27 protein-coding genes are annotated in these 25,526 nt (G+C 38.3%); 15 read left to right on the plus strand and 12 right to left on the minus strand.

What is annotated here, in order from left to right; all coding sequences use genetic code 11:
• Nucleotides 1–46: 46 nt before the first annotated feature.
• Nucleotides 47–412 (minus strand): transcriptional activator HxlR, encoded by a 366-nt coding sequence (hxlR, locus tag BG04_RS15940; RefSeq protein WP_013055600.1) that lies wholly within the window; start codon nucleotides 410–412, stop codon nucleotides 47–49.
• A gap of 252 nt (nucleotides 413–664) precedes the next feature.
• Here hxlR and BG04_RS15945 point away from each other — a divergent pair, with 252 nt between their 5' ends.
• Nucleotides 665–1,246, plus strand: a complete 582-nt coding sequence (locus tag BG04_RS15945) for a hypothetical protein (protein ID WP_016763184.1) — start codon at nucleotides 665–667, stop codon at nucleotides 1,244–1,246.
• 16 nt (nucleotides 1,247–1,262) lie between these two features.
• Nucleotides 1,263–1,586: a DUF3243 domain-containing protein gene (locus tag BG04_RS15950; RefSeq protein ID WP_080743193.1), complete on the plus strand. Its 324-nt coding sequence runs from the start codon at nucleotides 1,263–1,265 to the stop codon at nucleotides 1,584–1,586.
• A gap of 43 nt (nucleotides 1,587–1,629) precedes the next feature.
• On the opposite strand, the gene BG04_RS15955 is transcribed toward BG04_RS15950, so the two are convergent.
• The 3 genes from BG04_RS15955 to BG04_RS15965 are packed head-to-tail and all read right to left on the minus strand — an operon-like array spanning nucleotide 1,630 to nucleotide 4,028.
• A complete protein-coding gene (locus BG04_RS15955; protein WP_013081918.1) occupies nucleotides 1,630–1,815 on the minus strand; it encodes a FeoB-associated Cys-rich membrane protein in 186 nt (61 codons plus the stop codon).
• A 15-nt stretch (nucleotides 1,816–1,830) separates the two neighbouring features.
• On the minus strand, nucleotides 1,831–3,801 hold the full coding sequence (gene feoB, locus BG04_RS15960) for a ferrous iron transport protein B (protein ID WP_034654089.1): 1,971 nt from the start codon (nucleotides 3,799–3,801) through the stop codon (nucleotides 1,831–1,833).
• Nucleotides 3,798–4,028 carry a FeoA family protein gene (locus tag BG04_RS15965; protein WP_013055605.1) on the minus strand — a complete coding sequence of 77 codons (231 nt, stop codon included), beginning with the start codon at nucleotides 4,026–4,028 and terminating at the stop codon, nucleotides 3,798–3,800. Before BG04_RS15965 ends, feoB begins: the two co-directional genes overlap by 4 nt.
• Nucleotides 4,029–4,224: 196 nt before the next feature.
• Between BG04_RS15965 and BG04_RS15970 the strand changes: the two genes are divergently transcribed.
• From BG04_RS15970 to BG04_RS15980, 3 genes are all read left to right on the plus strand, one after another.
• Nucleotides 4,225–4,689, plus strand: a complete 465-nt coding sequence (locus tag BG04_RS15970) for a GNAT family N-acetyltransferase (protein WP_034269646.1) — start codon at nucleotides 4,225–4,227, stop codon at nucleotides 4,687–4,689.
• Nucleotides 4,690–4,888: 199 nt separating this feature from the next.
• Entirely contained in the window at nucleotides 4,889–7,222 is a 2,334-nt protein-coding gene (locus BG04_RS15975; RefSeq protein WP_034654088.1) for a YhgE/Pip domain-containing protein, read from the plus strand.
• A gap of 97 nt (nucleotides 7,223–7,319) precedes the next feature.
• On the plus strand, nucleotides 7,320–8,171 hold the full coding sequence (locus BG04_RS15980) for a class I SAM-dependent methyltransferase (RefSeq protein WP_034654085.1): 852 nt from the start codon (nucleotides 7,320–7,322) through the stop codon (nucleotides 8,169–8,171).
• Nucleotides 8,172–8,228: 57 nt separating this feature from the next.
• On the opposite strand, the gene rpoN is transcribed toward BG04_RS15980, so the two are convergent.
• Both rpoN and BG04_RS15990 read right to left on the minus strand, forming a co-directional pair.
• Complete coding sequence (rpoN, locus tag BG04_RS15985; protein ID WP_234943178.1) at nucleotides 8,229–9,566, minus strand: RNA polymerase factor sigma-54; 1,338 nt, start codon at nucleotides 9,564–9,566, stop codon at nucleotides 8,229–8,231.
• A gap of 212 nt (nucleotides 9,567–9,778) precedes the next feature.
• Nucleotides 9,779–10,126: a winged helix-turn-helix transcriptional regulator gene (locus BG04_RS15990; RefSeq protein ID WP_034654080.1), complete on the minus strand. Its 348-nt coding sequence runs from the start codon at nucleotides 10,124–10,126 to the stop codon at nucleotides 9,779–9,781.
• A 163-nt stretch (nucleotides 10,127–10,289) separates the two neighbouring features.
• On the opposite strand from BG04_RS15990, the gene BG04_RS15995 reads away from it, so the two are divergent.
• The gene (locus BG04_RS15995) at nucleotides 10,290–11,273 is read left to right on the plus strand and encodes a zinc-binding dehydrogenase (RefSeq protein WP_034654079.1); all 984 of its coding nucleotides are present in this window, start codon (nucleotides 10,290–10,292) and stop codon (nucleotides 11,271–11,273) included.
• Between the two features lie 87 nt (nucleotides 11,274–11,360).
• Here BG04_RS15995 and BG04_RS31665 read toward each other — a convergent pair whose 3' ends face one another.
• The 3 genes from BG04_RS31665 to BG04_RS16005 form a co-directional block, all read right to left on the minus strand.
• On the minus strand, nucleotides 11,361–11,495 hold the full coding sequence (locus BG04_RS31665) for a hypothetical protein (RefSeq protein ID WP_256656504.1): 135 nt from the start codon (nucleotides 11,493–11,495) through the stop codon (nucleotides 11,361–11,363).
• A 114-nt stretch (nucleotides 11,496–11,609) separates the two neighbouring features.
• Nucleotides 11,610–13,394, minus strand: a complete 1,785-nt coding sequence (locus tag BG04_RS16000) for an ABC transporter ATP-binding protein (protein ID WP_034655299.1) — start codon at nucleotides 13,392–13,394, stop codon at nucleotides 11,610–11,612.
• A 16-nt stretch (nucleotides 13,395–13,410) separates the two neighbouring features.
• Entirely contained in the window at nucleotides 13,411–15,153 is a 1,743-nt protein-coding gene (locus tag BG04_RS16005; RefSeq protein WP_034654077.1) for an ABC transporter ATP-binding protein, read from the minus strand.
• A gap of 126 nt (nucleotides 15,154–15,279) precedes the next feature.
• Between BG04_RS16005 and BG04_RS16010 the strand changes: the two genes are divergently transcribed.
• Nucleotides 15,280–15,765 (plus strand): DUF6985 domain-containing protein, encoded by a 486-nt coding sequence (locus BG04_RS16010; RefSeq protein ID WP_013055615.1) that lies wholly within the window; start codon nucleotides 15,280–15,282, stop codon nucleotides 15,763–15,765.
• A 40-nt stretch (nucleotides 15,766–15,805) separates the two neighbouring features.
• Here BG04_RS16010 and BG04_RS16015 read toward each other — a convergent pair whose 3' ends face one another.
• Nucleotides 15,806–17,356: a solute symporter family protein gene (locus tag BG04_RS16015; RefSeq protein WP_013081928.1), complete on the minus strand. Its 1,551-nt coding sequence runs from the start codon at nucleotides 17,354–17,356 to the stop codon at nucleotides 15,806–15,808.
• Between the two features lie 16 nt (nucleotides 17,357–17,372).
• The gene (locus BG04_RS16020; RefSeq protein WP_034655296.1) at nucleotides 17,373–17,708 is read right to left on the minus strand and encodes a DUF485 domain-containing protein; all 336 of its coding nucleotides are present in this window, start codon (nucleotides 17,706–17,708) and stop codon (nucleotides 17,373–17,375) included.
• A 499-nt stretch (nucleotides 17,709–18,207) separates the two neighbouring features.
• Here BG04_RS16020 and BG04_RS16025 point away from each other — a divergent pair, with 499 nt between their 5' ends.
• From BG04_RS16025 to BG04_RS16040, 4 genes are all read left to right on the plus strand, one after another.
• On the plus strand, nucleotides 18,208–18,516 hold the full coding sequence (locus BG04_RS16025; RefSeq protein ID WP_013055618.1) for a hypothetical protein: 309 nt from the start codon (nucleotides 18,208–18,210) through the stop codon (nucleotides 18,514–18,516).
• A 215-nt stretch (nucleotides 18,517–18,731) separates the two neighbouring features.
• Nucleotides 18,732–19,487 carry an IclR family transcriptional regulator gene (locus BG04_RS16030; protein WP_013081930.1) on the plus strand — a complete coding sequence of 252 codons (756 nt, stop codon included), beginning with the start codon at nucleotides 18,732–18,734 and terminating at the stop codon, nucleotides 19,485–19,487.
• A 31-nt stretch (nucleotides 19,488–19,518) separates the two neighbouring features.
• Complete coding sequence (locus tag BG04_RS16035) at nucleotides 19,519–20,346, plus strand: aldo/keto reductase (RefSeq protein WP_034654075.1); 828 nt, start codon at nucleotides 19,519–19,521, stop codon at nucleotides 20,344–20,346.
• Nucleotides 20,347–20,467: 121 nt separating this feature from the next.
• Nucleotides 20,468–21,229 (plus strand): SDR family oxidoreductase, encoded by a 762-nt coding sequence (locus BG04_RS16040; protein WP_034654072.1) that lies wholly within the window; start codon nucleotides 20,468–20,470, stop codon nucleotides 21,227–21,229.
• 92 nt (nucleotides 21,230–21,321) lie between these two features.
• On the opposite strand, the gene BG04_RS16045 is transcribed toward BG04_RS16040, so the two are convergent.
• The gene (locus BG04_RS16045; protein ID WP_016763199.1) at nucleotides 21,322–21,777 is read right to left on the minus strand and encodes a MarR family winged helix-turn-helix transcriptional regulator; all 456 of its coding nucleotides are present in this window, start codon (nucleotides 21,775–21,777) and stop codon (nucleotides 21,322–21,324) included.
• Nucleotides 21,778–22,130: 353 nt separating this feature from the next.
• Here BG04_RS16045 and BG04_RS16050 point away from each other — a divergent pair, with 353 nt between their 5' ends.
• Genes BG04_RS16050 through BG04_RS16065 form a run of 4 tightly spaced genes read left to right on the plus strand, consistent with a single transcriptional unit; the run spans nucleotide 22,131 to nucleotide 25,405 of the window.
• Entirely contained in the window at nucleotides 22,131–22,769 is a 639-nt protein-coding gene (locus BG04_RS16050; RefSeq protein ID WP_013055624.1) for a biotin/lipoyl-containing protein, read from the plus strand.
• A gap of 42 nt (nucleotides 22,770–22,811) precedes the next feature.
• Nucleotides 22,812–24,437, plus strand: a complete 1,626-nt coding sequence (locus tag BG04_RS16055) for a DHA2 family efflux MFS transporter permease subunit (RefSeq protein ID WP_013081936.1) — start codon at nucleotides 22,812–22,814, stop codon at nucleotides 24,435–24,437.
• 18 nt (nucleotides 24,438–24,455) lie between these two features.
• Nucleotides 24,456–24,986 (plus strand): NAD(P)H-dependent oxidoreductase, encoded by a 531-nt coding sequence (locus BG04_RS16060; protein ID WP_014461382.1) that lies wholly within the window; start codon nucleotides 24,456–24,458, stop codon nucleotides 24,984–24,986.
• An 8-nt stretch (nucleotides 24,987–24,994) separates the two neighbouring features.
• Entirely contained in the window at nucleotides 24,995–25,405 is a 411-nt protein-coding gene (locus tag BG04_RS16065; protein ID WP_034654067.1) for a hypothetical protein, read from the plus strand.
• Nucleotides 25,406–25,526: the final 121 nt, after the last annotated feature.

The raw sequence follows: 25,526 nt of genomic DNA on the forward strand, positions 1-25,526 counted from the left end.
TCCGCATAAAAAAATAAAAACTATGGAATAGAAGGATTAGTTTCCATTATTTAATTAACGTTTCTGCCTTTTGTTCTTGATTGATCAGCACTGTATCACGGTAATTTTTACCCCAATCGTACATGGCTGTCAAAATAGGCATTAAACTTTCTCCTTCTTTTGTAAGTGAGTATTCGACTTTAGGTGGTACGACAGGATAAACTTTACGGTTAACAATTAGATCTTCTTCCAGTTCCCGCAGCTGGTTAACCAGCATGCGTGGCGTAATATCAGGAATAAGCGATTTTAGTTCCCCGAACCGTTTTGTTCCTTCACGTCCTAAGTGCCATAGTATCAGCATCTTCCATTTTCCGCCGATAATAGCAAGCGTTAATTCTTTTTCACAGTTAAATTCCTTATTAAGCTGGCTCAATTGCTTCACCCCTATGACCAATAGTATAAGATTTCTTTTAAAGTACTTCTTATTATACCGGTGCTGACAATCCTTTTACAAAAATCCGGCTTGCGCTTTTCTGTTAAAAAAGGGGAGCTTTTTTATTACATAGTTATTCTTGACTAGTGGGAGCTAAAAGGTGGCCTTTAGTCATGTTTTTTGTGTTCAATTGTTTAAAGATAAAGAAAGGTGGGAAATCACTCAATAACAATGCTAAAGGAGGCAGTAAAAATGGAAAGAAACCGATCTGAATTACAAAACCCTGCTTTAAGCAACAGCGCAGGCATTAATAACGATGTAGGAATCAATAACAATCCACAGACAGCTAATAGCCCTACTGCTGTTAGCGCTGGAAAAAGCTGTAGCAGCAAGCTAGTAAAAGGTGTTGTTGTCGGGGCAGTTGTGGGTGGATGTATAACATTACTTGATAATAAAACTCGCTCATCTGTTAAAAGAAGAGCCGTTACATTAAAGGACTCTTCTGCAAACATGATTAATCAAGTAAAAGAGAACCCTCAAGAAACAAAAGAAAAAATGGTGCAGCAAATGAAAAACGCATCAAATTTGCTAAAAGACGCAATTAATGATGCTAAACATTTGTACGAGCGTGTAAACGAAGATTTCTTTAAGCAAGCAGAAGATGTGAAAAGCGTTACGCATGATGCAAAATCGACGGTAGAAGATGCTAAAAGTGATTTACAGCAAATTGGTGAAAAAGTGAAAGATGCAACTTCTGAAATAAGTAAGGAAAAGATGACGCCAGACGAAAAACCAGAAGCTGAGCGTGAAAGAACATACCAGTCTATTCACTAAAAGGGAGATGTTAACTGTGAGTCAAATGAATGAAGGAACTACAAAAGACATGAATAAAATTGAAGATACGGTAGATAATTTAGGGACGGAGAAAAAAGAAGCAATTTTGCAGAATTTTGATACGTTTACTGATTATTTAACTCAAAAAGTCCATGTCGGTAAAAAACTCGGGTTAAATGAGGAACAATTAGCAGCTGCTACAAAAAAAGTGGCTAGCTATTTAGCCAAAAATGAGGAGCCTCGAAACCGAGAAGAAAAAGTCCTTCATGAATTATGGAAAGTCAGCAGTGAAGAGGAAAAGGAAGTCCTTTCTCATCTCATTTTAAAACTAGTTGCGTAACATTAAAAAAGCATCCCATCTATTAGGATGCTTTTTTAATGTATTAAGATGATTGATTTTGAGCCTCTTGAATCGTTTTATCCCAGTCAATACCGCAATCATCCGTTGCACAAGAAGATTGCTGTGCGCAGCTTGCACATTTTCCCTGAGTACTCTTGCGGAAGAATTTTGTCATATGATAAAGGGCATATCCAAATATTAAAACCCCAATTAAAATGTTAATAATCAATGTTATTCACTCCTTTTAAGAAAAACCAAGTACTTTTCCAATAGTGTGTACAAGCAAAGCTACGAGATAAGCGACAACCAAAGGGTAGGCCACAGCAAATGCTGTCCATTTCAATGAGCCGGTTTCTCGTCGAATAACAGCGACGGTTGCTAGACACGGAACATAAAGAAGAACAAACACCATAAACGTATAGGCTGTTAGCGGTGTAAAGAATGTCTTCATTGTGTCGCCAAGCTGTCCTTCTTGTACTTTATAAATGATGCTCATAGTCGAAACAACCACTTCTTTTGCTAGGAAGCCTGTAATCAGTGATGCTACAGCTTGCCATGTCGCAAAACCTAAAGGGATAAATAGCGGAGCGATAGCACCTCCAATAATAGCCATAAAGCTATTTTCCATATCTACTCCAAAACCGCCAGGGCCAGCGTAAGATGATAGCCAGATAAATACAGAGCCAGCTAAAATAACCGTACCTGCTTTTCGGACGAAATTTCGGCCTTTTTCCCACGTGCTTCTCCAAAGAGTCTTAGCTTGAGGTACGCGGTAAGGAGGAAGTTCAACAATAAAAGTTGATTGTTCGTCTTTAAGAAGCGTTACTGATAAAATTTTCGTTACAACAAGTGCTAAAATAATGCCAAGCAAGTACATAGAAAACACCACAGCTGCTCCGTTTTGCACAAAAAACGCACCTACAAACAAAGCGTATACAGGAAGGCGTGCTGAGCAGCTCATAAATGGATTTACTAAAATGGTCATAAGACGCTCTTTTCGCTGTTCAATTGTACGTGCGGCCATGATCCCCGGTACGTTACATCCAAAGCTAATAATCATCGGAATAAATGCTTTTCCGTTCAAACCGAAAAATTCCATGATACGATCCATTACTACAGCAATTCGAGCCATGTATCCTGAATCTTCAAGCAGTGAAATGAAAAAGAACAGGACAAAAATTTGTGGTACAAATACTAATACGCCGCCTACGCCTGCGATGATGCCGTCCACAATTAAATCATGAATAAATGGAGCAGCACCAGCTGCATTTAGAAGAGAATCAGCGCCTTTACTAAGCGTTCCGCCAAAAAAACCGTCCAGTTTATCAGAAAGAGGAACGCCAATCCAAGTAAACGTAATATTAAAAATCAAATACATTAAGCCAAGAAAAATAGGGAGACCAAGCCACTTATGCGTCACAATTCGATCGATTCGATCTGTGAAGGTTAGAGGTGTTTCGCTGCCCTTTATGATACACTCGCTGGAAATGCGCTCGATAAATGCTGTACGCACGTCGAAGAAATGCTCGCTAAGCGGCTTGGTTAATTTTTGTACAGCCGCTTTTCGAAGCTCAAGCAGCTCTGAGTAACTCGTTTTTTCTTTTAACGTTGATTCGATTACGCTATTTTCCGCTAAAAATTGAATGGCAATCCATCTGCTGACATCCGCTTTTGTTTGAATCATATGAATTGCTTGTTCAGCGGTTTCCCCGTAATTTAATTGAAATAACGGGGCTTTTAAATCTTGCTTCAAAGTGGAGAGAAGCTCATTAATTCCTTTTCCATTGCGGGCAATAATTGCAGAAACTGGAATATGTAATGATTTGCTAAGCTTTTCCAAATGGAAAGTCAATCCGCGTTTTTCCGCTACATCAATCATATTTAAGCCGATTACTAATGGCTTTCCATATTCCAAGGCTTGAATAGTGAGATGCATGCTTCTTTCAAACTGAGAAGCGTCTACAATATTCAGCATACTGTTAAATTCTCCGGTTAACAAAAAGTTAGTTACCACTGCTTCATCTGAAGAAAGAGGAGTAAAATCATACACACCCGGCAAATCAACCAGCTGGCTGTTTTGCTTTTTAATAGACCCAACTTTCTTTTCCACGGTTACACCGCTCCAGTTTCCTACGTATTCATAGGAATCTGTTAATATATTGAATAAAGAAGTTTTTCCTGTGTTTGGATTTCCTAAAAGTGCAATTGTACTCATGCTGTCTCAACCTCAATTTTAGCCGCATCGCGTTTTCGGATGCTAATCATTTGACCTTGACATTCAATAATACAAGGTCCCCCTAAGATGGTTTTTTGCTTCATGCATAGTTCGCAGCCTTTTTTTACTCCAAAAGAAAGAAGGCGGCGTTCTAATGATCTATCTAAAAATTCAATGTTTTTAACTTTTACTTTGTCGCCAATACTCACGGTAGTTAAATTCATCATTCAGCACTCCTGTTAATGATAATCATTTTCAATTTGTATCTATCTCGATTATACATAAGGTTCTAAAATCAATCAATGCTTCTAGAGCGTTACAATTAAAAATATATATTTATAACTATATTTTTCAGGTGAAATTATGTACGATTTTAGCAGCAAATTGTCAGGAGGGATGTGAGTGGAGGTAATCATTCGCAAAATGAGAAAAGAAGATATTACGTCTGTTCAATACGTCGCAAAGATGAGCTGGTATGATACATATGAAGGAATTATTCCTAGAAGCGTTCAGAATCGGTTTCTTTCAGAAGCATACTCCAATAAAAGGCTGCTGTGGCGCTTGCGCAATTCGTTCATTTATGTAGCAACTATTGATGAGAAAATCGTAGGGTACGCTAACTTTTTCCGACTACAAAACAGAGGGGAAATAGAACTAGGATCTATCTATATACTTCCTGCTTATCAAGGGAAAGGAATCGGTTCGCAATTGTTAGAAAAAGGAATGAAGCGCTCGAAGGAATTAAAAATCGTTTACATTAACGTAGAAAGGGAAAACGGAATAGGCCGTGCATTCTATCAATCAAAAGGTTTCCAGCTTGTGGATGAATTTGATGATGAATTTGACGGGCATTTATTAAGAACGATGCGAATGAAGCTCATGATTTAAGCTTGATATTTAGTGTGAACGTTATCTTAAAAAGCTGATTTTAAACTTTCTGCTAAAATCAGCTTTTAATTACAGAATAACGATTGACCTTATTCTTGTGAATATGGTAACATTAATCAGAACTTAATGACCGAAAATGTTTTTCGGTCAAACGGTCAAACGGTCAGACGGAAGTAAGGATTATTGGAGGCTAAAAAACATGAATATGATTAAAGGAGAATGGAAAAAAATCTTTTCCAAACCAATGACTATTGTTGTGATTTGCGGATTGTTATTTGTTCCATTACTTTATAATGTCATCTTTTTATCTGCTTACTGGGATCCATATGGAAAAACAGATCAAATTCCAGTTGCAGTGGTAAATGAAGATAAAGGTGCTACATTAGATGGAAAGAAATTGAATGTCGGTCGTGATTTTGTTGATGATTTAAAGAAAAACGATAAATTTGACTGGAAATTTACGAACAAAGAAAAAGCGTTAGAAGGCTTAAAAAATGAGGACTACTATTTAGTTTTAGAAATTCCAAAAAATTTCTCCAAAAATGCAACAACATTAATGGATAAAGATCCTAAAAAAATGAAATTTATCTACCATACAAATGCCGGAAAGAACTATTCAGGCGCTCAAATTAGCTCAAATGCAGTGGCTAAAATCAATGATCAAATTAAAGAAGCAGTCACAAAGCAGTATGCTGAAACGGTATTTGACAGCTTTAAACAAGTAGCGGACGGTCTTCAAAAAGCAAGTGACGGTGCAGGAGAGCTAGAAAATGGCTCGAAAACGCTGCGAGATAACATGAAAAAATTAGCAGACAGCACGGTTACATTCGAAGACGGTACAGCTAAATTAGCAAATGGGTTAACGGATGCACGAAAAGGAGCAACAGATTTAAATGCTGGTGCAGCTAAGCTACTAAACGGTGCGGACACAATTAATGAAAACTTAGGCAGCCTAAACAGCGGTTTAGGGAAGTTAGAGAGTGGAAGCAGTCAATTATATAGTGCTTCTAGTCAATTAGAAACTGGAGCTGTTGGTGTTCGAGATGGATTGTCAAAGTTACAAAATGCAACCAAACAACTTAATGATGGAACGCAGACACTTCAAGGAAAGCTTCCGCAGTTCACAAGCGGTTTAAATCAAGTGGACGCTGAAGTGAGCAGCGTTACGCAGCAAATTAATCAAGCGGAGCAGGAAATTACGCAGATTAAACAGCAGGTTGATTCAAAAAAAGCAGAGTTTGAACAGCAGCAGCAAGCTCTCATTGACAGCATTAACAGCAACGAGTCCATTCCTGATGAGCAAAAACAAACGCTGATTGCAGGAATTAAAAAGCTGACGTCTCAGCAGTTTATGGATGAACAGCAGCAAAAAGCAGAGCAGTTAAAAGCAAAAGTAGATAAAGTGCAAGAGTTATCTGCGGCGCTGCAAAAGCTTTCTAAAGGCGGAGAAGATATTCAAAGCGCAATTAATAAAATTGCTGACGGACAAAGTCAGCTGTACGATGGACAAACGAAAGTATATAACGGTGCTGTTAAATTAGCGGACGGAGAAAAGCAGTTCAACAATAAATTTGCAGAGCTGAACAGCGGTATAGCTGACGCTCATGCAGGAGCTGGAAAGCTTGCTGACGGGCAGCAGCAAATTGTGGATGGACTTAAGAAGTCTGAACAAGGAAGCGCAGCGCTAGCAAATGGTTTAACACAGCTAGAAAACGGGGCAACCAAATTAGCAAATGGTTCTAAAGAGTTAACAAATGGTTCGTCTAAACTATATGATGGTTCATCTAAATTATCAGATGGAACAAGCGAGCTTCATTCATCTTTAGCAGATGGTGCAAAAGATGCAAAAGATGTTAAAGCGGATGATAAAACATATAGCATGTTTTCAAATCCGACGGATTTAAAATCAGATAAACAAAACAACGTAGATAAGTACGGTGTCGGATTAGCTCCATACATCTTATGTATTGGCTTGTTTGCGGGAACGTTAATGTTTTCAGCGGTATATCCAATGAAAGAGCCATCAATTCGACCGACATCAGGCATTTCGTGGTTCCTAAGTAAGTTTAGTGTCATCACTATTGTAGGTATGCTGCAGGCAGCGATTGCTGTTACAGCTCTTCTATGGGGCTTGCATTTAAACGTAACAAGCATTTGGCACTTCTATATCTTTACCATGATTACAGGTGTGACGTTCTTTACACTTATCTTGTTCTTAACAACAGGGTTAGGAAAAGTAGGGCAGTATTTAGCCTTCATTATTCTGTTGCTTCAAATTGGCGGCAGTGCTGGTACATTCCCTAAAGCACTTGTGCCGGAATTCTTCCAGGCAATTAATCCGTACTTGCCTATGACCTATGCAATTCGCGGTTTCCGTGAAATCATTTCAATTGGTGATGATTTCGGCTATGTATGGCATCAGGCTGGCGTACTTGGAATCTTTGCAGCAATCTTCATCACTCTTTCATTGATAATGTTTTATATCAATGCCAGAAAAGAGAAGCATCACACAGAGGAAGAGGCAGCAGCATAATTTAACTAATATAAAAAGAGAGTTCCAGTTTAAAAAGGAACTCTCTTTTTCTTTATGATAGTATAGGTTTACGTATAAAAGAGGGGAACGTGAAGGCATGCAGCTTACAAAATTTTCGGTATATGAAAGTGATCGTGTAAAAAAGTGGCAAGAAGGACTGAAAGAATGGGACGGTTCAATATCGGAACGGATGATAAACGACCGAGCTGAAGATGAATTTTGGCAGCAGTATTTAGAGAAAATGTCTTTTAATTCAGTAAATGACCCTGTAGTAAAACAGCTTCAACAAGAACTCCTTGCTTTTTTGAATCCAAATGACTCTGTTATGGAAATTGGCCCTGGCTGGGGAAATTATACGTTTTCGATTGCTGATTATGTAAAAGAACTTACGTGTATGGATTGTTCGCCAAGCATTATTCGCTACTTACAAAGGCAATCAGATGCCCGCTCTAATCTAAAGTTCATAGAAGGTAAATGGGAGTATGAGCGTCTAACAGATAACTACGATGCCGTAGTAGGAATAAACTGTTTTTACCGTATGCATAATATTGTCGATGGTCTCTTAAATATGAATGATTCGGCTAATCGTTTGGCGGTTATAGGCATGTCAACGGGTCCAGAAAAGCCTCACTACGTAGAGTTACATAGAAAGCTTGGGTACGAGATTAAATGGCGCCGTAAGGAATATATTGACTTACTAAATATTTTATATGAACTGGGTATTTACGCAGATTGTAAGCTGGTTCCTATAACCAAAACGGTAACCTATGAGACGTACGAAGATCTCATCAAGAAGAACTCGACAAAGGTGCTTTCTAAAGATATTGACAAGTTAGAAACTGAGAAGATTATTTTACACTATGCAAAGAAAATAAATGGCACATATGAATATACGTATCAATATCATATGGCTTTTATTTATTGGAAACCGATAAAAAGAACCCGTTGAGTAAAATCAACGGGTTCTTTTTAGTAGGGATAAAGCTGTAATTTAGAATAAGCAATATTAAAATCGTCGCCGCTTAGAAGAACTTTCAATTCCTGCTTCTTCACGGTATTTAGCTACTGTTCTTCTTGAAATTTGAATTCCTTCGCTGGAAAGAAGAGACATGAGTTTTTGATCTGAAAGAGGTTTTAATTTATTTTCTTCGGCAATTAATGTTTTGATTTTTTCTTTTATAAAGGCAGTAGAATTGCTTTGTTCGCCATCAGTTCGCTCTAAAGAATTGGTGAAAAAGTATTTTAACTCAAACAGCCCGCGTGGCGTTTGAATATACTTTCCGTTAGTCGCACGACTTACCGTTGATTCGTGACAGTCTATTTTTTGAGCAATATCTTTTAAGGTAAGCGGCTTTAGCCCCGAAATACCCATTTCAAAAAAATCTTGCTGATGTTCCACAATGGCTTTGGACACGTTGTAAATCGTCGCATTACGCTGCTCAATACTATTGATTAGCCAAGTAGCTTCATGAATTTTTTCCTGTACGTATCGATCGGTTGTTACGCATGCAGGGCGATGAACCAGCTTTTGGTAGGTGCCGTTAATTTCGATGGGCGGAAGCAGCTCGCTATGAAGAATAAGATGATAGCGACCGTCAACTTTTTGTACCGTTACATCAGGCGAGATGTACTTTGTAAGCGGGACATGGAAATCTCCTGCTGGACGAGGATTTAATGTCCGCAAGCAGTCAACAATTTCTTGTACTTCACGCATCGAAATAGAGTATTTTTTTGAAATGTTCCGATATTTTTTGTTGGCAATATCTTCAATATCGTGTTTTACCACGTCGTATAAAAGAGGAGGCTTTGACTTTTTGGCCTTAATTTGAATAAGCAGTGAATCGACAAAATTTTGAGCGCCCACGCCAATCGGATCAAAGCTTTGTAAAACGTGAATCATATCGTTGACTTCGTTAATTGAAACATTCAGCAGTTCGGCTGCCAATTTTGGCTCAATTGCTAAAAAGCCGTTTTTATTTAAGTTTCCAATTAGAAATTGAACGATGTGTTTTTGGTGTGTGTGTAAATGATTTAGCATAGACAGTTGCTCTAATAAATGACTCTCTAATGTCACAGTTTGATCAGATATATAATTAAACGGATTATACTCGTCATCGGTATAACCTTTTGAATATGAACGCTGTTCTCGAGTATCAAATGAATCTTTTTGCTGAGAGTCGCCAGCAGACAGTTTAATTACAGGATTTTCATTGACTTGTTGATGAAGATAATGAACTAAATCGGCCGTAGAATAATTTAAAATGTTGATAGACTGACGTAATTCAGGTGTCATGGCCAATTTTAATAGTTGTTTTTGGGATAAATCTAAACCTAATTGCATCATTGGATCACCTATCATTCTTGAGTTTTATTTCGACAATTCTGGCTGCATCGTTCGACATCATCATAGCTGAAAATGAGAAAGAATTCTATAGTGTTGTCAGATGTTCTTACACAGGGGCGAATCGCAAGAAAGAGTAGGAGAATAGATAAAACAAAAACGAATAGCTTCTGGCAATAGCTATTCGTTTGTTTTAACAGAGCCGCTAGGAGAACTTAGCTGCAATTTGGGGTGTTTCCCATTCTTCTATCTCCCCATGCGCACATCATATTTAAAATTTCTCGTAAGGTTTCGCCTTCTTCACTGAGTGAGTACTCTACTTTAGGAGGAACTTCATTGTATACTTTTCTATTGACCACACCGTCTTTTTCTAATTCTTTTAGCTGTTGAGACAGCATTTTTTTGGTAATAGCAGGCATAGCTCGCTGAAGTTCACTAAAACGTTTTTCACCTTCTTTTAATAGGCATAAAATAACGACTTTCCATTTCCCGGCGATTACTTCAAGCGTTGCTTCAACAGGTACATTATAGTGGGGTGCTTTCACCGTTAATCCTCCATTCATAAACAGATATGAAATATGGATATAATAATTTAATATCCATAGACCTAGGTTACCGGTAAGGTACCTGGTTACATGAAAGTGCCGTCTTTTGTAAACAACATGTATTTATTATACTGAAAAAGAACTTTTAATTGAAGGAAGAAATGTAAAAGGGGAGATCTTGATGAAAGCTTTACTGCTAGAAGGCAAAGGGAAAGTAAGTGAGATGAAAGTCGGAAATATCCAAAAGCCGCATCCAGCTAAAGGTGAAATTTTAGTTAAAATTAAAGCTACTGCTTTGAACCCTGTAGATTATAAAACTGGAAACGGCGGTAATCCTAGTTGGACATATCCTCACGTATTAGGACTTGATTCAGCGGGCGTTGTCGAGGAAGTGGGAGAAGAAGTCACAACTGTCAAAGTCGGAGACCGCGTTGTATATCATAGCGATTTATCAAAAAAAGGCGGGTTTGCACAATACGGAGTGACAACAGCCCACACAGTTTCTCTTATTCCGCAAGGGGTTTCATTCGAAGACGCTGCGGCTATTCCATGTGCGGGATATACAGCATATCAGGCATTGTTTCATAAAATGAACGCTTCAAAAGGGCAAACGATTTTAATTCACGCAGGTGCTGGAGGGGTTGGAGGGTTTGCCATTCAGCTTGCCAAAAATGCAGGCCTTACAGTGCTCACAACCGCATCTTCTGCCAATCATGAGTTTGTAAAAAGTTTAGGTGCTGATTATGTAATCGACTACCGTAAAGAAGACTTTGTGAAAAAAGTGCTGGAGCTTACCGATGGAATCGGTGTAAATTTAGTCTTGGATACCGTTGGACGAGACAATGCAGACGAGTCGGTAAAGGCTCTTGCTTTTAATGGTCAAATTGCATTCATCGCAGGACCGCCTAATGTAAACGAGGCGATTTCGTTTGCGCACCCACTATCGTTTCATCAAGTTGCATTAGGAAGTGTACATCAGTCTAATAACGTAAAAGAACAGCAAAAACTTGCTGAGATGGGAAATAGAATGCTTTTGCTTTTACAAGAAAATACGCTAAATGCACTCGTGGAAAAAGTCATTTCACTAGAAGAAGTGCCAGCAGCATTAGATGAACTGGCGACTCGTCGAGTAAAAGGGAAAATTGTAGCTGTAATAGATAAATGATAGAACGAAAAAGAGATTGAGACATAACTACATCAATTCAATCTAAAGACAAACAAATGAAATAAAGGAGCTCGTATCGACCATTTATTACACCGCTGTTGATTTCCATGCAAGGCTTCGCTTTCCGCGGGCGGCCGCTGAGCCTCCTCGTTGCTTGCGCTCCTGCGGGGTCTCATCCCTTCCGCTGTTCCCGCAGGAGTCTTCGCCTTGCCCTCCAATCAACAGCTAGAAGCAACTAACTGGATGAACCCTACGTTTACCAACACAATGAAAAGGTCCGAACGAGTACTCGTTCGGACCTTCCTTAAACTAACATACTTTTTATTTTAGCCGCTTTTAAATCGTAAACTGCTGCGTATAGAGCTTGTGATAAAACCCTTGTTTCTCTAGCAGCTCGCGATGATTTCCTTCTTCAATAATTTGTCCGTCTTTTAAGACAAGGATTTGATCTGCATTTTCAATCGTTTTAAGGCGGTGGGCAATGACAAAGCTTGTTTTTCCTTTTAATAGATTACTCATTCCTCGTTGAATATCAATTTCTGTTTTTGTATCAATGTTGGAAGTAGCTTCGTCTAAAATTAAAATATCACAGTCAGAAAGCATGGCTCGAGCAATCGATAAAAGCTGCTTTTGACCTTCACTTAAATTTCCTCCGCCAGCTGAAATCACGGTATTGTATTGCTGGGGCAAATGTTTGATAAACGAATGAGCATTGGCCATCTTTGCGGCGCTTTTCACTTCTTCGTCGCTGGCATCTAACCGGCCAAATCGAATGTTATCCGCAATCGTACCGGAAAATAAATAGGTATCTTGAAGAACAATGCCGATTCGGTTTCGTAAATCATGAATGTTATAGTCACTGATGGAACGTCCGTCAATTTTAATGTCTCCGTTTGAGATGTCATAAAATCGTGTGAGCAAGTTAATGATGGTTGTTTTACCAGAACCTGTCGGACCGACCAAAGCAACCATTTCACCTTTTTTTGCTGTCAGTGTAACATTTTTTAAAATCATTTTTTCATCGTTATAGCCAAATGATACATTCTCAAAAGCAACGTCTCCTGCAAATTTTGTAACAGAAAGAGCGTTTGGCTTGTTTGTGACGTCCGGCTGCTCATCCATAATCGCAAACACGCGCTCTGCGCCGGCAATAGCCGAAAGAATGGTGTTTACTAAGTTTGCCATTTGACTGATTGGGCGAGAGAACTGACGTGAGTAGTTAACAAATGAAGCAATCATCCCAACTGTAACGCTACCTTGAACAGCCATAAATGCTCCCGCTCCGATCACTAGTGCTAAGCCTAAGTTGTTAATAAAGTTTGTGACAGGACCTAAAAAGCCTGAAAATGTTTCCGCTTTTGTTGCTGAACTTCTCAGCTGTTCATTTCGTTCATTAAAAACAGTTAAAAAGTCTTTTTCCTTACTAAAAAGCGTAACAACTTCTCCTCCAGAGATTGCTTCTTCTACAAAGCCGTTTAGCTCGCCTAAGTCTTTTTGGCGTTTGACAAAATTTTCACTGCTTCGTTTTAATATTTGTCGAACGATTATAACCATCAAGGGAATAACAATCAGCGTGATAATGGCAAGAATCCAGTTGAGCGAGAACATCGCAATGGTAATGCCGACTAAAGACAAAATAGAGGACAGAGCCTGAATAACGCTTTGACTTAGAGCGCTGTTTAGATTATCAATATCATTTGTGACTCTGCTCATTAACTCTCCGTGAGCTCGTTTGTCAAAAAAGCGAAGGGAGAGAGTCTGAAGCTTTGCAAATAAATCTTGTCGAAGCATTCCAATAGTCGTAAACGAAACGTTCACCATTAAATAGGTTTGCAGCCATGTTAACAAAGATGTCGTAATATAAATTCCTGCAAGAATAAGGGACATTCGTATCGTTCCGCTGATATCTTTGGGAATAATATGCTCATCAATAATAACCCCAATTAAATAAGGGCCTAATAAATTAAGTAGGGAAGTCACAATAACTAAGATTATCGCAGCCGCAAGCGGAGGTTTTCGTTTCCCCATATATGACCAGATTCTGTACAGTGTTTTTTTCGCATTTTTTGGCTTAACTACAGGGCCTTTCATCATTCCTCTAGGGCCACGAATAGAGCTCATTTGATTTTTACCTTGGTTATTCACTAGGCAACGCCTCTTTTCCGCCTTGTGCAAGGTAAATGTCGTAATAAAGAGAGCGATAACGAAGCAATTCTTCATGAGTCCCTTGTTCAGCAATTTTGCCTTCATCCATGACGATAATATGATCAGCGTGGAGAAGAGACGAAATTTTAGAAGCAATAATGATAACGGTCGCATCTGCAAACTCTTCTTTTAAATGTTTTAGTACCTGCGCTTCTGAGACAGCGTCTAATGCCGAAGTTGCATCATCGATGACCAGGATAGCGGGCTTTCTAACAAATGCACGCGCGATTGAAAGACGTTGCTTTTGCCCTCCTGATAAATTGGTTGCTCCTCGCGTTAAAGGATACTCATATCTTTCTGGAAGTTTTTCAATAAACTCCGTTGCGCATGCAAAATCCGCAGCATCTTCAATTTCTGAGGAAGAAGCCTGATCTTTTCCCATTCGAATATTCATATCAATCGTGCCGGTAAACAGCGTAGCTTTTTGAGGAATAAACCCAATGGATGAGCGAAGCACTTTTACGTCATAGTCCGTAAGGTTTTTTCCATCTACGAAGATTTCGCCGTCATCAGGATCATATAACCGGGAAATAAGTTTTGCAAGCGTCGACTTCCCGCTTCCAGTAGAGCCGATAATGCCAATGGTTTCTCCGTGTCTAGCAGTGAACGAAATATCTTTTAATACGTTTTCGCCATTTTTACTATAGCTGTATGTAACGTTTTGAAACGATAGATCACCTTTAAGTCTGTTGATTTGAGCAGCAGAGTTTGCTGGAGGGATGTCTATTTTTGTTTTTAAAACAGAATCGATTCGTTCAGCTGAAGGGAATGCGCGTGTAATTTGCATCAGCATCATGCTGCTTGACATAAGTCCGTTTAAAATAATCGTTAAGTAATTAATAAAAGCTAAAATCACACCTGCTTCAATTTTTCCTGCTTCGACTTGAAGTCCTCCCAGCCATAGAGTAGCTACCATTCCGATATTTACTACAAATAAAATAACGGGCATTAAAAGCGAAATAAGCTGAACAGCACTCATATTAGCTCGCGTCAAGGAACTGTTTGCTTCTTTAAACTGATTGATTTCATACGATTCTCTTACATACGCTTTTACTACACGCATCCCTGATAAATTTTCTTGGACTTTTGTATTTACACGATCAACGCTTTGCTGAACTTTTTTAAAAAGTTTTCCAGCTTTCGTGATCACAAACCAAATGCATAAAAATAAAATAGGGACGACCACGACGATAATAGGAAACAAAGAACGAGCGGTTAATAACACGATCACAATACTTCCTGCAAAAAGTAAAGGACCTCTAACTAATACTTTTAGCGTCATATTCAATGCGTTTTGAATACTCGTTACATCATTTGTCATGACGGTAATTAAGTGACCAGTCCCTAGTTTGTCTCTGTTGCTGTTTGAGAGGTTTTCAATTTTTTCAAAAAGCGATTTCCGAATATCGGTAGAAAAATTTACTGCCGCTTTTGTGCTAAGGATGGCGCAGACGATACCGGCAGCTAAGCCAATGACTGCTAACACAAGCATAAGGATGCTTCGAGTGATAACATATGTTTGATCGTTGTTTGCAATGCCATAATCAATGATATGCTGCATAATAGTAGGCTGAAGAAGGTCAGCTAACACTTCAATTACCATCAATAGCGGGGCAAACAGCGCGAGCCATTTGTAAGGTTTTAAGTAAGGGTACAAAGATTTAATTGTATTCACACATTGTGGCACTCCTTTCTGTAAAAAATATGGTAACATAGAATAAGTTTAGAAGTTTGTTTCAAGCACCATTTATTATACGCCAATGCAAGCAGAAATCCACTTTTTGAGAGGGTCAGGTATGCAATGAATCAAACATTACGAGTACATCATCCGCTTTTTGGATCTTTGTTATATGACTCGGCCTGGGTTGGAGAAAAACAGGTCACTTTCTTTGGACAAAAACAACAGGTGTTGCTGACAATTGATGGAGATAAAGAGAAGCCATTTCAAAAACGGCAAGAAGAGGCTTTTCAAGCTTTTTGGCTTCAAGGTGAATTATTGTTAAAGAGGACGGAAAAAGCTCTTTTTGATTATTATCAACAGGTGCGAGATGAATACAGAACTCAAGTTGAAAAAGACGTGGTAGACTTATTAGTTCCGAATGTAAAAAAGCGAAAAGACATCGGGTTTTTAGTTGAGTGTATTCAAATCTTTGTTCCTGAAGCACCTCATGATACAAGAGAACTTGGTTTGTTTTTTGAATGTACGTGGGAAGAAGAGCATATGTTAGCTGTAAAGTTTAGAAATGAACAAATTTCCGCTATTGGTTTACAAGAAGATTTATTCTAGTAAAAAGCCTTGAAGCAAAGTGCTTCAAGGCTTTTTGGCATTAATGTTTGACGGGCTCTTCGATTCCCATACCTGTATTTGCTTTTACTAAAATCTCATCAAATTTCTTTTCGTCTGCTTTTTTAGACGAAAGAAGTGTTCCTATAAAAGCAGCTAAGAAGCCTAGAGGAATAGAGATAATACCAGGGTTTGTTAGCGTAATGAGCGGTTCACCTACAAAGATAGCAGCTCCCGGCTCAGGTGCCCACACGTTTGGACTAATGGCAACTAAAAACAGGGAGCTGAATAGTCCAACCAGCATGCCAGTGACTGCTCCTGCTGTATTAAAACGTTTCCAAAAAATAGTGAGAAGAATAATTGGCAAGTTAGCGCTCGCTGCTACCGCAAACGCAAGTGCCACTAAAAATGCCACGTTCATGTTTTGAGCAAATAATGCAAGAATAATAGATAAAATGGATACCCCAATAGAAGCCCATCGTGCAGCCACTACCTGTTCTTTTTCAGTAGCAGCTCCTTTACGCAGAATATGACTATAGAAGTCGTGCGCGAATGCTGAAGCTGCTGAGAGCACCAGTCCAGCTACAACAGCTAAAATTGTAGCAAATGCTACAGCTGAAACGAACGCAAAAAGAAAGTCTCCGCCAAGAACTTGAGCGAGCAGAGGAGCCGCCATATTTCCTGCTGCATTTGCTTTGATAATATCATCATATCCTACAAAAGCAGCAGCACCGAATCCTAAAAAGATTGTCATAATGTAAAAAACGCCAATGATCCACGTTGCATAAATAACAGACTTTCTTGCGGTGATGGCATCTTTTACTGTGAAGAAACGAATAAGGATATGAGGCAGGCCTGCTGTACCAAGAACAAGAGCTAAATTCAACGAAATCATGTCCAGCGGATTTTTGAATTTATTTCCTGGATTTAAAAAGCCGTCACCAAGAGGAGTTGCAGTTTTCATCTCGGAAAACATTTTAGCTAAGCTAAAATCAAATTTTGAAAATACGATAATGGAAATAATGAACGTACCAATCATCAGAAGCAAGGCTTTGACAATCTGCACCCAGCTAGTCGCTGTCATTCCTCCAAATACAACGTAAACCGTCATCAAGACGCCGACAATCAAGACAGAGTACACGTAATCTAGACCGAGTAATAAATGAATTAATGCTCCTGCTCCAACAAGCTGCGCAATCATATAAAAAATGGAAATGGTGATCGTGTTTAACGCAGCAACTCCTCGCACTTTCTTTTCGTTAAAACGAGCTGCTATCATATCTGCCATTGTGTACTTTCCTAAGTTGCGAAGTGGTTCAGCTACAATGTATAACACAACCAGGTAGGCAACTAAAAAGCCGATGCTGTAAAAAAAACCGTCAAATCCAGAAAGCGCTACCATTCCAGCTATGCCTAAAAATGATGCAGCAGACATATAATCTCCGGCAATCGCCATACCGTTTTGCCAGCCGGTTAAACTTCCATCTGCTGTATAAAAGTCACTGGTCGTTTTTGTCCGCTTGGATGCCGCATACGTAATGATTAGCGTAAGACCTACAATGGCTAAAAAAAGTGAAAAAGCTAGTACGTTCATTCATTTAACCCCCTATTTAATTTGCAGCTTCTTTTTTAATCGTGTCAACAAGTTCATCAAATTTCGAGGCTCTTTTTGTGTATAAAATGCATAGGGTCCAGGTCATCACAAACTGTGCAAAAGCAAATACCCACGCCCAGGTCATAGAAGCAAAAGCTGGTTTGTTTAAGACGGTTGTGTAAGCCGTTAAAATAGGCAAGGTAAAATAAAAAGCAAGAAAAAACAGAGAGAGCGGTAAAATAAAATTGCGTTTTTGTTTCAAAAGCTTTTGAAATGAAGCAGACTGTGCAATTTCTGTGTAATCAGGAGAGGAAGAAGCATTGTTTACCTTCTTTAAAGAATTTTCATTCATCGCCAAGCGGAATTCCCCCTTTGATAATAAATAGATGAAGCGAAAAGCTTCATATCACTTGAATTATATTATTTTCGGAATAAAAAGTAAATTCTGTCTTTTTTGTGAGAATGGTAACTGTATAAGTTTTTTAATATACTGAAGGTTCACACTAAATGCATACTGCCATAATAAAAAAAGAACAACATTCAATACAAAGGAAGAATCATTCGAAAAAGAAATATTGAAATTAATCCTTAGTTTCTTTTACATATAAGGCTTTTCTTTATTATTTAGACATTATTTTTTTGTTTGATCTTTTGAAAAAGAAAAGAAGATAATGATAAAATCATATGCCCACAATAATGCTTAGATAGGAAACAGGTTGAGAAAGTACGCTATTATTTAGAGATGGTTATAAATAGACAAGATATTATGAAAGATTTCTATATGAATGATATTTTTTCTTTATAGCAAACAAATCATGTGACTACTTATATAAAAGAGAAAAGGTGAAATAATGGCATTTGGAATTAAACGCCCGGAACTAAACGCATGGAAAGCAGCTGTTAAGCGAGGAGAGATCGCATTTTTAACTCATTATTGGCTTGATGAGCGTTTTCCACATGCAACTACTGTAACAAAAGTAGGTTGCAGTGACTTAAATAAGCTGATTAAGTGGGGAAAAAAGTATGGTATTCCCGCTAAGTATATTGATAATCGATCCGGCTATCCTCATTTCGATTTACTAGGTGAGCGTCAGAAAGAAATTATGAAAAAGGAAAATCAGCTGGAGCAGCTGAAGCGATTTGAAGAAGTTAACGAGTGAAAAGCAAAACTAATTTAAAAAACTGTAAAAAAATTCTATTGTTAAGGCTTTTTTTATGTTTAAATAGAAAAAACAGTGGAATAGATTAAGAAGAACAATTACGTCATATATTCTCTCTTATAGGGAAAAACCTTAGTTAAGTTTCCTTATTTGATACGATAAAGAGCTTTGCTTTATAATAAAATTGTGGTTCGGATAAAAGGAGGAAGAAGGGCATGTCCGAGGTTGGAACTTTAAAAAAAGGATTAGATATCTTCTCTTTGCTTTTAAACCGTCCGAATATGACTATTCCAGAAATGATGGAAGCGCTCGGTTTTAATAAGAGTACGATGTATCGTCTTGTGAGCACGCTTGAACAAAACGGATTTATTGTAAGAAACCCGTCTAACCGCTATACGGTTTCACCACAACTGGTGCTGGCACTCGTGCAAAATACGATGCATACGAACTATGAAATGAATTGGCTCTCTGTTCCTGCTATGCAGAAGCTGAGTGAAGAGACCAAAGAGACCATTTACGCGGGAATTCTCCATCATAAACAAATGGTTACAACTCAGGTGGTCAACGGGCAATATAGCACTCGTACGCATTCCGAAGTAGGAAATAAAAAGCCGCTTCATGCAAATGCTATTGGAAAGTGTATTCTTGCTTATCAAGAGGACAGCGTACAAAAATCTATCCTTCATGAACTTTCGCTTGAAGCTTATACAGATCGAACGATCACCGAGCTGGACGAGCTTGAAGCTGATTTGGCTTTAAGTAAGGAAAGAGGATATGCTGTCGATGATGAAGAACGGGAGCCGGGCGTTCGCTGTATTGCAGCTCCTATTTTCAGAAAAGGAAAAATAATGGCGGCTATTGCTTTATCAGGTCCATCCTTTCGTATTTCACAAGAGAAAGACGAAGAACATGCTGCACTTGTTAAACAGTGCGCAGAACAAATTTCACAAGCAATTACTCTTTACGAATAATTCAATAGTAAAAAAGGGGATGAACAGCAACATGGAAAACTTACAGTCAACTACGACCTTAGCAAACGGCGTTAAAATGCCCTGGTTAGGTTTAGGTGTTTATAAAGTAGAAGATGGTCAAGAAGTTGTAGATTCAGTTAAATATGCAATCAAAGCTGGATATAAAAGCATTGATACGGCTAAAATTTATGAAAATGAAGAAGGCGTGGGACAAGCGATCAAAGAATCAGGTGTTTCTCGCGAAGAACTGTTTGTTACATCAAAAGTGTGGAATGCAGATCAAGGATATGACACAACTATTCAAGCGTTTGAAACAAGCTTAAACAAGCTAGGTCTTGAATATTTAGATTTATACTTAATTCACTGGCCAGTTGAAGGTAAGTATAATGATACGTGGAAAGCACTTGAAAAGCTTTATAAAGACGGGAAAATTCGTGCAATCGGCGTATCGAATTTCCAAGTACATCATTTAGAAGACTTGATTGCAGATGCAGAAGTCAAGCCGATGGTAAACCAAATCGAATTTCATCCACTTTTAACACAAACAGAAGTGCGTGAATACTGCAAAAAACAAGGAATCCAAGTGGAAGCATGGTCACCGCTTGCACAAGGTGAGCTGCTTGATAACGAAGTGTTAACTCAAATTGCTGAAAAGCACGGAAAATCAACTGCTCAAGTTATCTTACGTTGGGACTTGCAAAACGAAGTAGTAACTATTCCTAAGTCAACAAAAGAACATCGTATTATCCAAAATGCAGACGTATTTGATTTTGAATTAAATGCAGAAGAAGTTGAAAAAATTAACGCATTAAATCAAAATCATCGCGTAGGTCCAGATCCAGATAACTTTGACTTTTAATTTTAAAGCAAGACTAAAACGTCTTGTAAGATAAATAATAAACAAAGCGCTATTGTCATTCATGCAGTAGCGCTTTGTTTATTAACAAATAAATGTGATAGTCGAACGAGGAGGAAAAGTAATGAAGATGTCAGGAAACACTATTTTAATTACGGGCGGAGCGTCCGGAATTGGGTTGGCGCTTGCAGAACGGTTTTTAAATGAAGGAAATGAAGTCATTATTTGTGGAAGAAGGGAGTCAAAGCTGCAAGAAGCAAAAGAAAGATTCCCTTCATTACATACAAAAGTGTGCGACGTATCAATGGAAGAAAGCAGAGTAGAGCTAGTAAAATGGGCGACTGAAAGGTTCCCGAAATTAAATGTTATTGTGAATAATGCAGGCATTCAGCAGCGCGTAAATCTTTTACACATGCACGAAGAGTGGCAGTATTACGAAAAAGAACTAATGAGTAATGTAAGTGCTCCTATTCATTTAACGTCGTTATTGGTTCCTCATTTTGTTCAGCAAGAACGTGCTGCGGTTATTAATGTAACGTCCGGGCTGTCTTTAACACCTGGAGCATGGGTACCAATCTACAGCGCAACAAAAGCGGCGTTGAGGTCGTTTACGATTAGTCTAAGACATCAATTAGAAGAAACAAATACCGAAGTGATAGAAATTCTTCCTCCAGCCGTGAACACGGATTTAGGAGGACCGGGACTTCATACATTTGGAGCACCGCTTGATGACTTTGCTGATTCGATATTTGAAGAATTGAAAAAAGATAAAATCGAAATTGGCTATGGAGACAGCGCTAAGAGGCTTCATGCTTCCAAAGAAGAAATTGAGAAAGCTACAGCACAGGCTTGGAATGGATTTTTGAAAAAAAATCCTGAATTTTAAAGACAGCAAACAAAAAGCTTCCTAAACTCGTCAATAGTAGCGGGTTATAAAAAGCGTGTGTCCATAAATAAATGAACACACGCTTTTTAGCATTAACGATCTACAGTTTGTCTAATTCGTTTTTCCATTTTTTCAAGCATGCGGAGGTACTCATCCTGTTCTTCAGGAGTTAGAGCAAAAAGCATGTCTTGCCAAAATAAATTTCGCTGCTCAATTACATAGTTCACTAATGTTTCGCCAGCCTCTGTTAAGGATATCCATACAATTCGGCGGTCTTTTTGGTCACGTACGCGCTTAATGAGTGCATCATCTTCTAATTGATTTAATAAAATGGTAGTAGCTCCGGAGGTTAGCTTTAGATTTGAAGAAATTTCAGCTACCATACGTTTAGAGCTGACTCCAATGAATTTTAGAATTAAAAATTTCGTAATGGTCAAATTATAGGGCTGCTCACTGATTTTATCTTCCAAGAGCTTTCGCTTGAGTTCAAATAATGAGGTTTTAACTTGGTCAAGTTTTTCTAGTTTATCTATTAACTGCTGATCCATTATAATCACCTTTTCTTTATCATTATAGGTGTTAAACAATTGCTGCTAGTTACCTATTGGGGTTTATGTATATAGGGAGTTTGTTCCGAAAAAAAGAAGCTGTTTTTGTGGATAACCCTATGCTTATATATCTAACTTTAAAGTAAAGTAAAGTACTTGTAAAGAAACCAAAACTTTTAAGTTGTATTTCAGTTAAAGATGTAGTAAAGTATTCAGTCGGGAAAACTTTATGAAACATAAATGTTTAGTTTTAAAAATAAATTAAAATCAAAGTTATTTACAACTAAATATCTTTGTGATAAAGTTATCTAGCGTAATACTTAACTGAATGAAATATTAAGGAGGTAAAATAAATGTCAAGAGGGCGTTTAATTTTAATGAACTTTATCGGAATTATTGTAGTATTAGCTTTAATTATTGGTGGGGGATACTATTATATTCAAAAATCTAATTATGTATCCACAGACAATGCAAAAGTGTCCGGCGACCTTTATACAGTAGTAGCGCCAGCGGCAGGTAAAGTAGCAAGCTGGAACGTTGAAGAAGGTAAAGATGTTTCAAAAGATGATGAGGTAGCTAAAATCCAATCAGAAGATGGAGAAAAAACAGTTACAGTACCAGAAGACGGTAAAATCATCAAAACACAGGTAAAAGAAAATCAAATGGTTCAAGCTGGTCAACAAATTGCTAGCGAAGTAGATATGAATAACTTATTCATCATTGCAAACATTAAAGAAGACAAATTAAAAGATATTGAAGCTGGCGATGACGTTGATGTAACAGTTGATGGAGATACTAAAACAACAATCGATGGAAAAGTAGAAGAAATCGGTTATGCAACAAACTCAATTTTCTCATTAATGCCAAGTTCTAATTCAGACGGCAACTATACGAAAGTATCACAAACAGTTCCTGTTAAAATCTCTATTTCTAACTACTCTGAAAACGTACTACCAGGTATGAACGCAGAAGTTAAAATCTCTAAAAACTAAGAACGTACATGATTAAGAAGAGAAGAAAGGAGGAAGGAACTGATGTCAGCAAACACGATACAACCAGAGGAAAGCTCAGTTAAAAAGCATATCCCGCTGCTAGTCGTACTTATGCTTGGATTGTTCTTAGCAATTTTAAACCAAACGCTGCTAAATGTTGCGATTCCGCATCTGATTACAGAGTTTGGCGTTACGGCTAATACCGCACAGTGGTTGCTTACAGGATATATGCTTGTCAATGGTGCACTTATTCCATTATCAGCCTATTTAATTGAACGTTTTGGAGTTCGTCGCTTATTCTTATTTGCAATGGCCTGCTTTACAATAGGTGCACTTATCTGCGGGATTGCGCCTACTTTCTCGATTATGCTAATCGGACGTCTGGTTCAAGCAGTCGGAGGCGGAGTGCTAGCACCTCTAGTTATGACCATTATCGTATTTATTTTCCCTCCTCATATGCGCGGAAAAGGAATGGGTATCTTTGGTTTAGCCATGATGTTCGCTCCGGCAATTGGACCGACGCTTTCAGGATGGGTTATTCAAAACTATGACTGGCATATTTTATTTACGGGAATGGTGCCACTAGGTGCGCTCGTACTTATTATTGCAGCTTTTAAATTAAAAGATATTAAACCACCTCAAAATGTAAAAGTAGATCTAATTTCTGTGTTTACATCTCTTGCAGGTATGGCTTTACTTCTATACGGCTTCAGTGAAGCTGGAAACGATGGCTGGACGGATTCAGTTGTATTGTCAACGATGATTGGCGGTATTGTCTTATTAATCATCTTTGTCGTGCAGCAGCTTCGACTTAAGAGTCCATTACTTGATGTGAGAGTATTTAAATACAGTATTTTCTCATTATCTAATATCATTAGTATTGCCATTACAATTAGTATGTATGCTGGTATGTTCTTATTGCCAATTTACTTGCAAAACATTCGTGGCTATTCAGCATTTGATTCAGGTTTATTAATCTTGCCTGGTGCACTTGTTATGTTAGTTATGTCACCAATTTCTGGTACGCTGTTTGATAAATTAGGACCGCGTCCACTAGGGATTGTCGGGATGTTGATTACAGTGGTGACAACATTTGAATTTACAAAATTAACGCTTGAAACACCGTTTAGTCATATTGTTATTATTTATATGATCCGTGCATTCGGTATGTCATTATTGATGATGCCAATTATGACGGCTGGTTTAAATCAGCTGCCGGCAAAATTAAGCAGCCATGGTACATCAATGGCGAACACGCTTCGTCAGGTGAGTGGTTCAATCGGTATCAGTTTAATGACTACAATCTTTACAAATCGCACAACATATCATGTGAATGAAATGAGCAGTTCCATGACTACATCCGATCCATTCTTTATGAATAACTTCCAGGCATTTGTGCAAAAGATTGCTCAAACGCTTCACCTTTCTCAAACAGAGGCGCAAAAACAAGCTTTAACAACATTAGCTGGAAAAGTTCAAGCGCAAGCAACTGTACAAGGAATTAACGACGCGTTTTATTGGACAGTTATTATTGCCATTATTGGATTGATTTTAAGTTTCTTCCTACGTGATGTTCGTAAAGATGCAGTAGTAGAAGTAGAAGAGACAGAAAAAGAAACAACAGACGATATTCGTATGTTACCGGCACCAAAAGATATGAACTCATAAGCAACGGAGGGATAAAGGATGAAAATTTGTATCGTATATGATAGTGAAGGCGGACATACAGAGGCATTAGCAAAAGCGATTGCTTCTGGCGCCGAGCTGTCTGGAGAAGCAACTGTATATGTAAAGCATGTAGAAGAAGCAGATGTACGTGAACTGCCTGAAATGGATGCTATTATTTGGGGCTGCCCAGGGCATTTTGGAACAATCAGTTCAGGGTTAAAAACGTGGATTGATAAATTAGGTTATTTATGGGCAGAAGGTAAATTAATTGATAAAGTAGGTGCGGTGTTCTGTACAACAGCTACAACGCACGGTGGCTTAGAAGCAACGCTTTTAAATTTAATTACACCGATGCTTCATCAAGGAATGGTTATCGCTGGCTTACCAGGTAACATTCCAGAAAATGCGCTGTACGGTACTTATTACGGTGTGGGAATTACTTGTCCAATCGAAGGTGACGAATTATTAACAGAGAACGACCAAGCGCTAGGTAAAGCGTTAGGAGAACGTGTTGTTCAAGTGACTAAACGAATGACACAAGGACAGTAGGTGACAGTATGTTAGGTATTTTACTGATCGTTGTAGCTGTGATTCTGGTTGTACTAATTATTACAATGAATGCTAAAGCATCATCTTCTAAGCGCCAGCGTACAGTTCCACCTAAAAAAGAAGCGGCTGCTTCAAATGCTCCTAAAGAGCCAAAAGTAGAAGAGAAAAAAGTGGCAGAAAAAAAACCTGCAGCACCAAAAGAAGCACCAAAAGAGCCGCAGGCCAAGACGGAAACGAGAACATCTAGACATAAGAAAGAAAAAGATGTCATGAACGATGATATGTATCGTCAAGTGCTGCAAAAGTTTAGAGAAGGCGAAAAAGACGACACGGTTTTTACAAAAGAAGAACGTGACGTTATGAATGATGACGCTTTTCGTAAGGCTTTAAGATCGTTTAAGAAAAACGATAGTGAATGAGTTTCTTCTATTATAATAGTACGGAATAAAATAGATAGAAAATAAGTTATAAGCATTCCGCGAAACCAGCCGCTCTCCCCAGGCTAGGTTTCGCTTGGAGTGCAGCAGGGGGCTGACATGT

Origin of the sequence: Priestia megaterium NBRC 15308 = ATCC 14581 (genome assembly GCF_000832985.1) — a bacterium.
Taxonomy (GTDB): domain Bacteria; phylum Bacillota; class Bacilli; order Bacillales; family Bacillaceae_H; genus Priestia; species Priestia megaterium.